12 protein-coding genes are annotated in these 15,079 nt (G+C 45.4%); 5 read left to right on the top strand and 7 right to left on the bottom strand.

The features are described from left to right. The first annotated feature begins 232 nt into the window (after positions 1-232). Positions 233-3,088: an FAD-binding and (Fe-S)-binding domain-containing protein gene (locus tag AB4180_RS10040; protein ID WP_102248820.1), complete on the top strand. Its 2,856-nt coding sequence runs from the start codon at positions 233-235 to the stop codon at positions 3,086-3,088. Positions 3,089-3,227: 139 nt separating this feature from the next. Here AB4180_RS10040 and AB4180_RS10035 read toward each other — a convergent pair whose 3' ends face one another. After that, positions 3,228-3,470, bottom strand: coding sequence for a hypothetical protein (locus AB4180_RS10035; protein ID WP_009846141.1), 243 nt, complete (start codon positions 3,468-3,470; stop codon positions 3,228-3,230). Positions 3,471-3,493: 23 nt separating this feature from the next. Continuing rightward, positions 3,494-4,363 carry a GyrI-like domain-containing protein gene (locus tag AB4180_RS10030; protein ID WP_012601191.1) on the bottom strand — a complete coding sequence of 290 codons (870 nt, stop codon included), beginning with the start codon at positions 4,361-4,363 and terminating at the stop codon, positions 3,494-3,496. Positions 4,364-4,478: 115 nt separating this feature from the next. On the opposite strand from AB4180_RS10030, the gene AB4180_RS10025 reads away from it, so the two are divergent. From AB4180_RS10025 to AB4180_RS10010, 4 genes are all read left to right on the top strand, one after another. Then, a complete protein-coding gene (locus tag AB4180_RS10025) occupies positions 4,479-5,627 on the top strand; it encodes a PLP-dependent aminotransferase family protein (RefSeq protein WP_017100901.1) in 1,149 nt (382 codons plus the stop codon). Positions 5,628-5,940: 313 nt separating this feature from the next. Continuing rightward, on the top strand, positions 5,941-6,930 hold the full coding sequence (locus tag AB4180_RS10020; RefSeq protein ID WP_017089989.1) for a rhodanese-related sulfurtransferase: 990 nt from the start codon (positions 5,941-5,943) through the stop codon (positions 6,928-6,930). A 467-nt stretch (positions 6,931-7,397) separates the two neighbouring features. Then, positions 7,398-7,655, top strand: a complete 258-nt coding sequence (locus tag AB4180_RS10015) for a YdcH family protein (RefSeq protein WP_009846137.1) — start codon at positions 7,398-7,400, stop codon at positions 7,653-7,655. Positions 7,656-7,751: 96 nt separating this feature from the next. Then, positions 7,752-8,261, top strand: coding sequence for an N-acetyltransferase (locus tag AB4180_RS10010; RefSeq protein ID WP_017102374.1), 510 nt, complete (start codon positions 7,752-7,754; stop codon positions 8,259-8,261). An 11-nt stretch (positions 8,262-8,272) separates the two neighbouring features. On the opposite strand, the gene manA is transcribed toward AB4180_RS10010, so the two are convergent. The 5 genes from manA to uhpT all read right to left on the bottom strand — a co-directional run bounded on the left by manA (position 8,273) and on the right by uhpT (position 14,782). Then, a complete protein-coding gene (manA, locus tag AB4180_RS10005; protein WP_017102373.1) occupies positions 8,273-9,478 on the bottom strand; it encodes a mannose-6-phosphate isomerase, class I in 1,206 nt (401 codons plus the stop codon). 267 nt (positions 9,479-9,745) lie between these two features. Next, the gene (locus AB4180_RS10000) at positions 9,746-11,086 is read right to left on the bottom strand and encodes an MFS transporter (protein WP_009846134.1); all 1,341 of its coding nucleotides are present in this window, start codon (positions 11,084-11,086) and stop codon (positions 9,746-9,748) included. 8 nt (positions 11,087-11,094) lie between these two features. Continuing rightward, on the bottom strand, positions 11,095-12,591 hold the full coding sequence (gene uhpB, locus AB4180_RS09995) for a signal transduction histidine-protein kinase/phosphatase UhpB (RefSeq protein ID WP_032499231.1): 1,497 nt from the start codon (positions 12,589-12,591) through the stop codon (positions 11,095-11,097). Continuing rightward, the gene (gene uhpA / locus AB4180_RS09990; protein ID WP_009846132.1) at positions 12,591-13,199 is read right to left on the bottom strand and encodes a transcriptional regulator UhpA; all 609 of its coding nucleotides are present in this window, start codon (positions 13,197-13,199) and stop codon (positions 12,591-12,593) included. The genes uhpB and uhpA overlap by 1 nt, the downstream gene beginning before the upstream one ends. Positions 13,200-13,387: 188 nt before the next feature. Beyond that, a complete protein-coding gene (gene uhpT, locus AB4180_RS09985) occupies positions 13,388-14,782 on the bottom strand; it encodes a hexose-6-phosphate:phosphate antiporter (protein ID WP_009846131.1) in 1,395 nt (464 codons plus the stop codon). Positions 14,783-15,079: the final 297 nt, after the last annotated feature.

Here is a 15,079-nt window from a genome sequence, read left to right as displayed (position 1 = left end):
GATGTGTAGCTAGCCTACATGAGAAGCCGATAACGTAGTAGAAATGGCCAGCAAACGCTGCCCGAAGGGTTCAGCTAAAAGCGTTTTACTCTTTGTTGAGGGGGATTTGCTTAGAGTGACTAGGCTACTTCCCCCTCGCCGCGATTAAAACGCTTTTATCTCGAACAAAATTTAACCACGAAAGGTCAACACGCCCTGAACAGTGCCAAATAAGAAGCACAAGGAAGCAAAGATGGAGACAACCACATCCCATGAGCGAGTAATAGACGAACAAGCTTATCAGCAGCTTGAAGCGATACTGGCTCAAAAAATAGAAACAGAACGCATTGTCACGCAAGAGGCAAAGCGCTTGGCTTACGGCACCGATGCGAGTTTTTATCGCTTGGTGCCGAAAATGGTTCTAAGGCTCAAAAACTTAGACGAAGTGATATTTACCATTCAAAGCTGTCGCGAGCTAAGCATTCATTTTACCTTTCGCGCTGCGGGCACCAGCCTTTCAGGGCAAGCCGTTTCAGACTCGGTACTCATCACACTGACCGACGACTGGCGTGGTCATGAAATTGTCGACAACGGCAATCAGATCATCCTGCAACCGGGTGTGATTGGTGCAGATGCCAACAAATACCTTGCCCCTTTCCAACGTAAAATCGGCCCAGATCCAGCTTCAATCAATACCTGTAAAATCGGTGGTATCGCGGCGAATAACGCCAGCGGCATGTGTTGTGGTACTGCGCAAAACTCGTATCGCACCGTTGAGAGCATGAAAATCGTATTGAGTGATGGCTCCCTGCTTGATACGGCAGATAACGCAAGTGTTGAAGCATTCAAGCTATCACATAAAGATCTGTTTGAAGGCATTGTCGAATTACATCAACAGACAGCTTCAAACCAAGAACTCGCAGACAGAATCCGCCACAAGTACCGCCTCAAAAACACCACTGGCTACGCTCTGAATGCCTTGGTTGATTACCACGACCCAATTGAGATCATCAAACACTTGATGATTGGCTCAGAAGGCACACTAGGTTTCATTGCTGAGATCACCTACAACACGGTTATCGAACACCCGAACAAAGCTTCGGCGCTGTTGGTGTTTGCCGACATAGAGCAAGCCAGTAAAGCCGTTACTACGCTATCAAAAACACCCGTTGCTGCCGTTGAATTGATGGACGGCAGAGCGCTGCGCTCAGTGGCTGATAAACCGGGTATGCCTGCGTTTATGCCTAACTTGGATTTAGAAGCCGCAGCGATTTTGGTTGAATCACACGCCAGCTCCCAGCCGGACTTAGATTTACAATGTAAATCAATTTTGGATGCATTAGCTGATTACACGATTGTTGAATCTGTCCCTTTCACTTCCGATCCAAAGACAGTCGCAACCCTATGGGGCATCCGAAAAGGCATGTTCCCTGCAGTTGGAGCCGTTCGTGAAGTCGGTACGACCGTTATCATCGAAGACGTGGCTTTCCCTGTCGAAAACCTCGCTAACGGCATTCGAGAGCTGCAAGAGCTGTTCGACAAATACGACTACAGCGAAGCGATCATTTTCGGCCATGCCCTCGAAGGCAACCTGCATTTTGTGTTTACTCAAGGCTTCGACAGCCAAACAGAAATCGATCGCTACGGCGGTTTCATGGATGACGTTGCCGAACTGGTTGCGGTGAAATACCAAGGTTCTCTGAAAGCAGAGCATGGTACTGGTCGTAACATGGCGCCTTATGTGGAGCTAGAATGGGGCAAGGATGGCTACGCCTTGATGCAACAGATCAAAGCACTGTTTGACCCAGAAAGACTGCTCAACCCCGGCGTTATTATTAACGACAGCCCGAATTCACACATCACCAATTTGAAGCCAATGCCTGCTGCCGATGACCTTGTCGACCGCTGTATTGAATGTGGCTTCTGTGAGCCTGTTTGTCCGTCTCGTACCTTAACCCTATCGCCTCGCCAACGTATCGTGCTGTACCGCGAGTTACAACGCCGCAGTGCTGCAGGTGAAGAAATAGAAGCAAGCGAACTTGAGAAAACCTTCGAATACCAAGGCATTGATACCTGCGCCGCAACCGGCCTGTGTGCCGAGCGTTGCCCAGTGGGAATCAACACCGGTGATTTGATTAAAAAGCTTCGTATTGCCAAGTACGAGAAATTTACACCAATCGCCAAATGGACAGCGGATCATTTCTCGACCACCACAAAACTGACTAAGGCTGGCCTCAAAACCAACCAAGTGGCGAGTGAAGTATTAGGCGCGAATACCGTCGGCAAGCTAACCAACGGTCTGCGCTCAATAACTAAAGGTGCAACACCGGTTTGGATGCCGGAGATGCCGCAATCCAATAGTCACTCGCTAGTCTCATCACCAGCGACAGCAGAATCCTCAAGCAATCATAAGAAGGTGGTTTACCTCCCTTCCTGTGCAAGTCGCACCATGGGACAACAAAGCGATGCGGGCGACCAACGTCCTCTAACTGAAGTGACCATGTCTTTGCTTAACAAAGCCGGATTCGAGGTTATTCTTCCGAAGAAGCTAGACGACCAATGTTGTGGCATGCCTTACGACAGCAAAGGGATGACCGATTTAGCCCAATCTAAAGCACAACAACTCGAAGAAGTGTTGTGGCAAGCCAGTCGTCAGGGTGAATACCCAGTATTAATGGACACCAGTCCATGTGCTAAACGCAGTATTGAACAGTTCACCAAACCGTTAGAGGTATTAGAGCCGACAGGGTTTGTGAACCAGTACCTGCTGGAGCACCTGACACTTGAGCCGCTGCAAGAGACCGTAATGCTGCATGTCACGTGTAGTTCTCGTCGAATGGGCTTAGAAGGCGCGATGTTGAATCTTGCTAAAGCCTGTACCGAAGAGGTGATTGTTCCTGAGCATATTCAGTGTTGTGGTTGGGCGGGTGATAAAGGTTTTACCACTCCAGAGCTGAATGAAGCGGCGGTACACCCACTCAAAGAACAAGTGCCGAGCAACTGCACTCGTGGATTCAGCAACAGCCGAACCTGTGAGATCGGTTTATCACATCACAGTGGCATTCCGTATCAATCAATCTTGTACTTAGTAGACGAAGTGGCGCAGTAGCTTCACTCTTAGTACAGAGCAATTAGCTCTCACTTAAAACAAAAATGGCAGCCCAGTCAGGCTGCCATTTCTTTATTCGTTTGTTCGAAAGATGCTACTTAACTGGATGTTGATGAGCTAACCGTTATTAAGCTAGATATTACAAAGCTAAGCGCATCAACTCTTCTGGCGAGTAGTGTTCTGCTTCTGCACCTTTGGCGATTAAGTCGATCACTTGAAATTCGCTCATGTCACCAAACTCTTTGGTTAAGTAATCACGAAACGCTTTCTCGTTCGGCCACTTACCTCGCACGATATAGCCATCTTCTTTATCAAAATCTTCTGTTTCAAAGAATGAAAAATCGGTCATACCAATATTGTGGCAATACAAAACGAGATACATAATTTTTCCTCAAAATGGGGTTACTAATAAAAACTCACAGGGAGATAGAAATCAAGCTCAAACACTTCATCACTGTTGAGAAAATGGTTCCGATGATAATGCACATACGCGGGAGTCGAGCGCTGTTTGAAACCAGAAGCCGGTAACCATTTTTCTAATACCATACTGATCTGTGGTAGCAGTTCACCATAACGGCCATTCAGTCGAAATACAGCATGTAAACCACCCGGAATCACCATTTGGTTCACGACACTGCGATACTTAATCGGCTCATCAATCGCGATACACGCCACATAGCGGCACTGGTCCATTTCAACCCAAGCAGGGTTTGAGTGATGCAAACCAAATTGGCTCGAAAAGTCGCGCTGTTCTGAGTTCGCCCACGCTTTCAATATCAGCCACGCGTTGCGAATGGAACGGTTATAACCCGTATGTCGAACATAAGCCGCCATGCGCTCTGGTGTTTCAACGATCTTAGGTTCGGGTAACACTCTCTGCGCCACGTTCAAATAACCCGCCGCTACTTCGGGATCTTTCAAATAGGGTTTTTCTGCTATCTGTAAGTCGTGTTTACGCCATTCTCCCGGTGACATGTTAAAGGTCGCTTTGAATGCTCGGCTGAAAGATGACACCGAACTAAAGCCACATTTGCTAGCAATCTCTACCACTGACGACGTGGTATCGAACATCAATTGATTGGCCGCATACTCCATTCGAGTGCGTCGAATGTACTGATGTAGCGACTCCCCAACAACGCTTTTAAAGGTGCGGTGGAAGTGTTGTTCTGAATAAGCCGCAATCTCGGAGAGCGCTTTTGCCGACAAAGGCTGACTGATGTCTTGATGAATATGGAACAGAACATCATTGATTCGGGATAAGTGTTGTCGTGACATCGTTTAAATAGCATAAATGGACATGTTTAAGAGCATAAACGGACACGCTAGTTTTTACAATTGCCGTGTAATATCAAGCGATAGAATAAAAACGAAAAACGACGAGACACAACACATGGAAATCGCACAGTCATTACAACAGATTCAATCTTCATACATTCGAGAGATCCTCGCAGCCGCAAGTGATCCAAATGTCATCTCATTGGCCGGTGGTTTACCGGACGAGAAAACATTCCCAATCGATTTAATGAAGCCAACGCTAGAAAACCTAGCGAACATGCCTGAAGTTTTCCAATACGGTTCGACTGCCGGTTACGGCCCGTTGCTTGACCACCTTACACAAAGCTACCAATTGCCAGAATCACACACGGCAATGATCTGTACTGGCTCTCAGCAAGGTTTGGATTTGATTGCACGTGCGTATGTTGACCCGGGTGATGTGGTTGTGATGGAAGCGCCAAGCTACTTAGGTGCGATGCAGGTGTTTGGCCTAGTTCAAGCAAACATTGCAACCGTGTCTCAAACTGAATTTGGCCCGAACCTAGATGAACTGGAAACGTGCTTTGCACAGCAATCACCGAAGATGTTCTATGCCGTGCCTGATTTCCACAACCCAACCGGCGTGTGCTGGGCAACAGAAACTCGTCAAAAAGTCGCTGAGCTGTGTATCAAATACAACGTGGCATTCATTGAAGATGCACCATACCGTGAGCTACGTTTCACAGGTACAGAACTGCCGTTGGTTTCTTCGTTCTGCCCTGACAACTCTATCGTTCTTCGTTCATTCTCTAAGATCGCATCGCCAGGTTTACGTATTGGCGCAGTAACAGGAAAACGCAGCTACCTTGAGCCACTGATCAAAGTGAAGCAAGGCGCGGATTTACACTCAAGTGTACCAATGCAAGCACTGCTTGTTGGTCTTCTAAAACATGAAGACTTTGGCGTACACATGGAAAACATTCGCACCCTGTACAAGTCTCGTTATGAAGTACTGTTCTCAGAATTAGAGAAACAACTGCCTGCAGATTGCGTCTTAAAAGCCGTAGATGGCGGGATGTTCATTTGGGTAGAAATCCCAGAGTGCGACACCTTTGAACTGGCTAAAACTCTACTATCGAATGGTGTAGCGGTTGTACCAAGCCCAGTATTCTATCCAAAGGCCGATGAAGCCAAAGCCGCACTGCGCTTAAACTTCACCAACGCCAACCCAGAAGAGTTGACTGAAGCGGTGAAACGCTTAGCGGAAGTACTGAACCAAGCGTAATCGCTGATTAAGTCAGACAGATTCAATACCAAGGCCCTGATGTATTTTTACAGCAGGGCCTTTTTGGTTTGGGAATACGTGTTGTAATTCGAACCAGATAAAACGGTTTCATTGCATTTCTTAGTCCAAAAACCACACTGGTAATAATGCTAAATAGCCCTACTTTTGGTTGGTTTTTGTCCTTCCTTGGCTTGGTTATACTGCGGCGGATTTTAATAAGCCAATATGGGCAAACCTGAGTAAATCAAACTCAGTATGTATCATAAAAGGCAACGCTCTGGATTTACGTTCCAGCTCGCAGAAAGGAAAAACCATGTCTCAATATGTTGTATGTGCTCTGTATAAATTCGTAGCACTTGATGATTACCAAGAAATTCGCCAGCCACTCACTGACGTGTTAGAAGCCAACCAAATCCGCGGTACTTTGCTACTTGCGAGTGAAGGTATCAACGGCACCGTTGCAGGTAAGCGCGAATCTATCGACGCTCTTCTTCAATGGTTCAAACAAGATTCTCGTTTGGCTGATGTTGTTTACAAAGAGTCGTTCAACGAAGAACAACCATTCAACCGCACCAAGGTTAAGCTTAAGAAAGAGATCGTAACCATGGGCGTTGAGGGTATCGACCCACGCCACGTTGTCGGCACTTACGTGAAACCAAACGAATGGAACGCTCTGATTTCTGATCCTGATGTAATTCTGGTTGATACTCGCAACGACTACGAAGTCGATATCGGTACATTCAAAAATGCTGTAAACCCAAACACAGAAACCTTCCGTGAATTCCCTCAATACGTTGAAGAAAATCTCGATCCTAAGAAACACAAAAAAGTCGCGATGTTCTGTACTGGCGGTATTCGTTGCGAAAAATCAACGGCCTACATGAAAGAGCAAGGCTTTGATGAGGTTTACCACCTTGAAGGCGGCATTCTTAAGTACCTAGAAGAAGTACCAGAAGAAGAGAGCATGTGGGAAGGCGACTGCTACGTATTTGATGGTCGTGTTGCAGTTAACCACCAGCTAGAGAAGAGCGGTTACGATGTGTGTAACGCGTGTCGTCTGCCAATCACTGACGAAGACAAAGCCTCTGAGCACTTCGAGAAAGGCGTAAGCTGCCCTAAGTGTATTGATAAGCACAGCGACGAGCAGAAAGCCCGTTTCCGCGAACGTGAAAAGCAAGTTCAACTGTCGAATGCTCGTGGCGAAACCCACGTAGGTGGCGAAGCCGCTCACCTTATCGATCAACGTAAGAAAGAAAAGCTAGCACACAAAGAGCAGCAACGCTCTGGTAAGAAAGCGAAGTAAGCTTTCTGCTTTCAACACACATAGTTCTAAACATGTAACGATAAATAGTTAGCTATATACATATAAAAGGGCGCAAGTTCGAAGATGATTCCTCGAGTTTGAGCCCTTTTTTGATCGCTTTACGGCTTTGTGTTTTGAACCACATTTCTTTCGATAAATTGCTTCTATACTGTCAGGGCGTGTTGACCTTCCGCGGTTGGATTTTGTTCGAGATAAAAGCGTTTTAATCGCGGCGAGGGAGAAGTAGCCTAGTCATTCTAAGCAAATCTCCCTTAACAAAGAGTAAAACGCTTTTAGCCGAACCCTTCGGGCAGCGTTTGCTGGTTATTTCTACTACGTTATCGGCCTCTCATGTAGGCTAGCTACACATCAAAGCCTCTGCCTTGTAGAAATACCCAGCAATTCGCCGCAAAAACAAGCTCGAAAGATCAACACGCCCTAAAAATCCGACTAGAGAGGAAGTGCCAATGCTCAATGAAAACCATGCCTTTATCTTAGATTTCCCAGATCTTAAATTAGACATTGTTCAGCTCAACCACGACGACGAAAAATTCAAAGCAGACATGCAGAAATACCACCAACTCGACTACGACATCCGTCAGCTAGAAATCTCTGGCAGCCCTATCGATGACGACAGCATGCACAACCTCAAAGTAGAACGCATGGAGCTAAAAGACTCGCTACACAAACAGCTCACGCGCCATCACGCGCTTAAGATCGTATAGAAAAATCAATCCAATACTTTATTCTAAGCCATGCACTACGCATGGCTTTTTGGTTTCATCACATCGCAAATCTAAGCTAATTCGGCTTCTTCAATTATGTTACTGTTTGCTTATTCAAAGGCGTTTGATAAGGAAGCGGACACTGTGGCAAGACAAGAAGAGAATATACAATTCCAGCTCGTTTCAAATCATGAATTCGAAGAACTATTTGCGTGTGTGAAACAAGGTATATTCATACACGTAGATAGCGTTTTCGGATGGGATGACGACTTCCAACGTCAACGACTTTTAAACGAGTACAATCCCTTTTGGTTTCATTGGGTATACCTAGGAAAACAAAGGGTTGGACTTGTGTGTTTTAAGCCTTATGACAACGCATACCATGTTCACCTTCTGATCATTTCCCATCAATACCAAGATCAGTCTATTGGTAAAAAAGTCATGTCACGCATCCACGAAAAAGCCCATCAAGAGCAACGAAACCAAGTCACTCTGTCGAGCTTTAGAAGTAACACCCGCGCCATCAGTTTTTATCAGGCGCTTGACTACCAAATTGTTGATGATAGTGATACTAATTTCGTGGGGATGACTCTCTATTTAAACTAGAAGCGACTTCGCTAATTAAACGCTCTCGCCACTCGCCCTTTGCTGCTCAATTCGTAGTGACCAATATAGGCTGGGATAAATACCGATTGCCCTTTGGTGAGGGTTAAGTGCTCGCCTTTCTGACTCATTAGCACTAGATCATCATCTATTGCCATTAAAATTTCAGCGCCACTTGTGATAACTTCTTCTTGATGAGGACGATGAAAGATATTGAAATTGAAGTCACTGACCGGGATATCATAACAATCACATTTACCCAGTTTTGATGGCTCTAACAACAAGCCTTCGAACGGAATTGGCGTGAATTTTGTGCAGGCGACTAACTCAGCGACATCAATGTGTTTTGGCGTTAAACCTGCTCGTAGCACGTTGTCTGAATTTGCCATAATCTCAAGCCCGGTACCTTTAATGTAAGCGTGCGGAGTGTTCGCATTCAAATACATCGCTTCACTCGGCTCCAATGTGATCAAGTTAAGCAGCAGAACACAAAACAAACCGATATCGTTCGGGTACTGATGGCTAAGCTCAGTAACCAAAGCAAATTCAGCTTGGTCTTGATGAGACTCTGCGTAAGTCAGAAGTTGATCTAATGCTTGATGTTTACATTGGTCATTAAGCGTTAATAGATCACGGAAAAACGCTTCTAAACCTAGAGAGTCAAGGTGGGTCCCAAACTCTTCAACCAAGCCAGCGAGCACGCTAGAGTCTAATCTTCTGAACAAACCTAATATTTCGTTAAATTCTCGAAAGCCATTCATCGCTTGGTATTCAGTGATCGCGTAAACCAATTCAGGTTTATGGTTAGAGTCTTTGTAATTACGATGCCCTGCAGTCAGAGGGATTCCTGCTTGCTCCTCTCTCGCAAAGCCTAACTCGGCTTGGTGCTTGTTTGGGTGGACCTGGACCGATAGCGCTTTTTCCGCTGCCAAGATCTTAAACAAGAACGGCAGTTCACCGAACTCCTGCGCAATATCAGTAGATAAATAAGCGGGTTTATTCTTGTTAATCAGCTCAGAGAGAGGCACCAAATGTTGGTCAAGCTTAACCATTGAGCAACCTTTTGGATGCGCTCCCATCCAAACTTCCGCTTGCGGCTCTTGTGACTCATTCTTAAAGCCAAACAGTTCACGTATCGAAGAAATACTCCCCCATGCATAATTTTGGATGGTGTTTTCCATTGGGAAAAATGAGTGTTCTGAGAAGTGGCTGAGTGACATGGCGTTTTCCGTAGTGAGCCCTTTGAACACAATTCAGAGAGCTAATTTCTAATAACGTAAATAATTAGAAAGACTACAGAGAGTAGCTAGAACCCACATGAGATGAGGTCTTAGACGCAATAGGAAAAATTCTTAGAAAAAGGTGAGAACCATGAAAAGCGTGAAAAGAGTCACATTTGAATGCTACGTATAAAAAACGCTGAAGATAGGGTAGCTGCATAATAACCAGAGGACCACTAGCAGCTATCTTATTCACGAAGAAATCCCTTAAAAGCCAGAGCGAACCTCTGCACTTTTCTGAGGCGATTGAGCTTGTAGGAAAGGCAGTAACAGCAAGCCAATAACGGCCGCACAAGTCGAGATGGTAATGAAGAACCCACTCCAGCCATAAGTTTCTAGAACGAGCGCTAATGGGTAGCCAGAAAGTGCAGCACCCATATAGGCAAATAAGCCAACAAAGCCTGTCGCAGCTCCTGCGGAGTCTTTATGTGAGCATTCCGCGGCAGCCATGCCTATTAGCATTTGAGGGCCAAACACAAAAAAGCCTACACAAAACAGCCCAGCCGCTTGAAACACAAAGTTGGTTAGAGGCATAAGCCATAAAGCGGATACCGAGAGGAAGATACCAATCGCGAACAGGATATTCATGGGACCACGGTTACCACCAAACAGCCTATCCGATCCCCATCCAGCAACAAGTGAACCAACGAAACCGCCAATCTCAAACAGAGACAACGCAGCGTTGGCGTTTATCAAACTATAATCGTGCTCTTCGGTGAGATATAAATTGCCCCAGTCGTTAACTGCCGTTCTTACGATGTAAACCAACACATAGCTAAAGGCAAGCAGCCAAATGTACTTATTGCTGAACACATAGGTTTTCAGGATCTCTCGATAGCTTAACCCTTGCCCATGGCTCTCTTGCGCCAATTCTAGATGGTCATTGCGCCACTTCCCTACCGTCGGAAGCCCCATGGTCGTGGGCTTATCACGTAAGCGCCAACAGACAATAAGACCAATAAAAACACCAATCACACCCGGCCATATAAACCCAGATCGCCAACTGTATTGGAGAGTTAGATAGCCGACGAGAATAGGAATCAATGCCCCACCAACGTTGTGTGCTGTATTCCATATAGCCCAGCGAAAGCCTCTTTCGGAGCGAGAATACCAGGTCGTCAATAACTTGGAACACGATGGCCAGCCCCAGCCTTGGAACCATGCATTAAGCACCCAAAGCGATATAAAAGCCGCCAACGAACTAGAAAAACCAAACGCGATATTGATCAAGCCTGTCGCGATTAGGCCGAGCCCCATGAAGTAACGCGGGTTCGACCGATCCGATATGGTGCCTGAAATAAACTTAGATAAGCCGTAAGAAAGATAAAAGAGCGTGCCAATCAAGCCGATATCGCCTTTGTCTAAGCCAAGATCGGTGATCATGGCTGGCGCGGCATAATTAAAGGTTTTACGAGTGAAGTAAAAACCTGCATAGCCGACATACATTCCTATCATGATGTGAAGACGCCAATAACGATAACGCTGATTGACCTCATCATCGCTTAGAGTATGACTTTTTGACGTTGTTGAGCGCAGAAATCCAAACATATTCGTTCTCACACTTTAGGTAATGTAACGCTGATATTAGTACCCGAAGAAGAGTCATTAGCGTTGATTGCCATCTTGCCACCGAGCGCCTGAACACGCTCTTGCATACCACGAACACCCATTCCTTTGAGAAGATCCTGCGCTGTAAAACCAACACCATTGTCTGTAATTCGAAGATAAGCTTGATCATCTAGAATCAGTTCTATTCTAATTTCACTTGCTTCAGCATATTTGTGGGCATTGTTTAAAGACTCTTGGCACAGTCGGAAGAGAGTAACCTTGAGCGTGTCACTCAAACATGAGTAGTCACCGTGCCAATTTAGCTGGATATCAACGCCGTGATCTGAAAACTCCATTTCCCGTATGAGCTGTTCAACGGAGTCCTTCAGGTCAAGGTCGTCCAACATTTTTGGTCTTAGCTTTGTTAGCAAACGCTTGGTGGTGTCATAAACATTCAACGACAATGATTCAATCGTACCAGCACAGCGAACGCTCATTTCAGCCGCATCGACACGTTTGATAATGCTCGCTTGAGTCCGAATTGCCGTGATGTTCTGGCCTATCTCATCATGTAACTCACGGGCAATATCACGACGAACCGATTCTTCAGCCGTGATTAGCTGACGGGAAAGGTTTTGATTCCTAGAGAGCTCACTGCGTAATTTCGAGTTGAGATCTTTTTGTTTTTGAACAGCTAAACCAAGCAAAATACCTGTGATGGTCTGAGCGGAAAGAGACAAGAGTAAATCAGTAATTTCGAGTTTGGACGTGCCACTGTGGGCTGCAATCAACGCGACGCTATTTAGCAGGGTAGCGAGCAAGGCGCCTTGCCATCCATAACGAACGGCGAGCAAGATAATAGGGATAGCCATACAGAACGGGGCGAAGCGCCTTAGCTCATCTGGCAAACTGGTTTGTATCAAAATACTGACGACCAACAAGAGGCTGTATAAAGCGATGTGACGGATTTTGAACTCAATGACATTGTTGATTAAGTAAGAGCTCAGTGGCGCCCACTTATTTTGGAATAGGTAATTCCATACCAGATAACACATCGGCACTAACATCAAACCACCGGTGGTGCTCACCAACCACACCATGTAAACAGCCGGAACATGAGAACTGACCGCGGCAACATTGATGAGTGCTGTGACCATGATTAAGCTCGCCATCACCAACAAGTGACGATTCAGGTCACCAGAATAATAACGTTTGGCAATTAGAGTGGCTGGAATACTTAGTCCACTGGCGATTAGTATCGTCAGCCATTGAGGTTCATCAAGTAGGAGAGCGAGGGCAATCGCGAGCCCCCACTCTGCAATATAGATAGCAGGCCAATAGTGAGTGCGAGTGTGCAGCGTCATTCCTAACCGGAGTGAGAATGGGAAAAGCAGAATGGCTAACTCAGGGTCATTAATGAAATAGAAGGCAATAACCCATAAACAGAACCATGCACAGCCAGCCATAAAAACCCCGCATAAGGAGGTGGCTAGATAAGAACGCATTAGTACTGGTCTTGAGCGAACAATTTAGCTAACTCAACGTTGTTCTTAACATTGAGTTTGTCCATGGCATTGGCACGGTGCACATGTACCGTTTTATGGCTAACCCCTAACTCGACAGCAATAGATTTCACGTCGAGCCCTGTCGCCAATAACTGGCACACTTCGCTTTCCCTGCGGGTGAGCTGATTTAACGAGGCTTTATTCTTCATTGGTGTCGCAAGTTTTATGGCGATATCTGGCGTAAGGTAGCAGCCGCCATTTGCGCTCGTGTGTACGGCCTGAATTAACTCATCAGGGCTACAGCGTTTACTGAGATAACCTTTAGCTCCTAACTCTAATGACTTTTCAACCATCGCCGGAGAGTCATGTACGCTCAACATAATACTAGCAATGCCAGATGGAATCTCTTCCAATAAGCTCAGGCCACTTTCATCTTGCATTGAAATATCCAAGATAACGACATCAGGGTGACAACTTGGCAGTCCGAGGCGCGCTTCTGCCGCAGAGTTAAACTCCCCCACGACCGTTATATCAGTTTCAAGACTGAGTAATTGAGCGAAGCCAGATCGAACAATGACGTGGTCATCAACAAGCGCAACATTAATCATGATATTAACCAAAATTAAGAGTGAGAAAGAAAAATAGCCCCAACAGGAGCTATCTAAAATTAAGTTTATTGGTAGAGATGATACTGAATCGAACTAACGATTGGTATGATCTCACGTGCTTTAAACCAATAAAGCACGTGAAACTATCTACCCGAAACTCTCTTTGCGAGAACAAGTACTCAGACAAGCTACGCGTTTTGAGCCGCTAGGTGCATCTTCTTCGCGTGACGAATCTTCTTCTCTTCCGCAATAGCAACGAACAACAGTAAAACAATACAAATGGCAGCAGAAGTATCGAGTGCTGCAAATGTCCCTTTCCAACCTGTTAAGCCGAAAATAGGCGTTCCGTCTGCAATCATGCCTAGGCCAAGTTTGGCAAAACTGTCACCAATTAGGTAAGCAAATGTGCCTTTCACGCCATCAGCCACACTGATTGCTTTCTTAGGAACAAAACCTACCGCAGCAACACCAATCAACAGCTGAGGACCGAATACTAGGAAGCCAAGTACGAATAGTGATGCTAGGTACATGAACTCGCTCGTTGCATGCTGATAAAACTCTAGAGATACAATGATCAGTCCAAGCGATACACAAGCAACTAAAGCACGACGTCCGTTAGCAAGGTCTGATAAATAACCCCACATTAATGTACCGACCAGAGCGCCAACTTCAAACAGAGTAAAGCCTGAAATAGCCGTTTCTTTTGATAGACCTAACTCTTGATACGCATAAACGGTAGACCATTGATCGATACCGATACGAACAATGTACAAAAAGATATTCGCGAAGCAGAGTAACCAGATCACTTTGTTTTTAAGGATATATTCAACAAAGATCTCTTTCTTAGTCATTTGATTTTCTTCAGCAATAGTATCTTCTTCGCTGATTTCTTCGTCAAACAACTCTTCAACTGTACCTAAACCGTATGCTTCTGGGGAGTCGTTACCAAAACGCATCCCAATAAAACCAACCACAATCGCGATGATCGATGGGAACACGAACATACCAATTACGTTGCCATCAAAAAAGTAGTTAGCGCCAAACAGCGCTACACCAGCAGCACCTGCACCACCTACGTTGTGTGACATGTTCCAAAGACCTAAATACGACCCACGCTTATTACGAGGCGTCCATTTAGTAATAGTCGAATAACTTGAAGGACCACCGGTACTTTGAAAGAAACCACTCAATGCGTAGAAGGCAACCATCATGAATAAGCTAGCGCTGCCGCCACCCAAGCTGAAGCTAAAGCCCAACATGGCAAGACCAGATAGGATAAGCATGAATGGCAGGAACTGCTTGGTGTTTTTGCCATCCGCGTAGTAGGAAACAACCGTTTTACCAATACCATAAGTAATTGAAAAGCCAAGACCAATAAGACCTAGATCGGTCATTGATAATCCATAAGTAGAAATCATGTCGTTTTGCGCGACATTGAAGTTCTTACGGATTAAATACATGGTCAAATAGCCAATGAATACGACTAGGTACGATTGTAGGAATGGTTTAAACCACATTTTTCTTCTAGTTTCGACCGGAAGATCCAGCGTCGGTTTTCTAACCTGATCTAGGAACTTTAACATTGTGAACTCTCTTATTATTGATGAGGTCTGCACGGAACATTACTGACCATGCACTCTTTGCAATTCGATGATGAAATAATAAGGAGTCTAAAAAGCGACCGCATGAGAGAGGGTCTTAGAATAACTAGGAAAAATTCTTAGTTCAGAATTGGGAGTCAAGAAAGCGTGAACAGCATCACTTTATTTAAAATGTGTTATGCCGTGAAGAGGTATTGGAAAGGTGTCGTTAGTTAAGATATTTGGTAGGTGCCCCAAGCAAACTAAACATCGATTGTATTGAGCAGTTTATTGAAGTCT

Source organism: Vibrio sp. 10N.286.49.C3 (assembly GCF_041469545.1).
GTDB classification, from domain to species: Bacteria; Pseudomonadota; Gammaproteobacteria; order Enterobacterales; family Vibrionaceae; genus Vibrio; species Vibrio tasmaniensis_A.
Note: the sequence above shows the minus strand (reverse complement) of the source record. Positions and strands in the feature narration are given on the sequence as shown.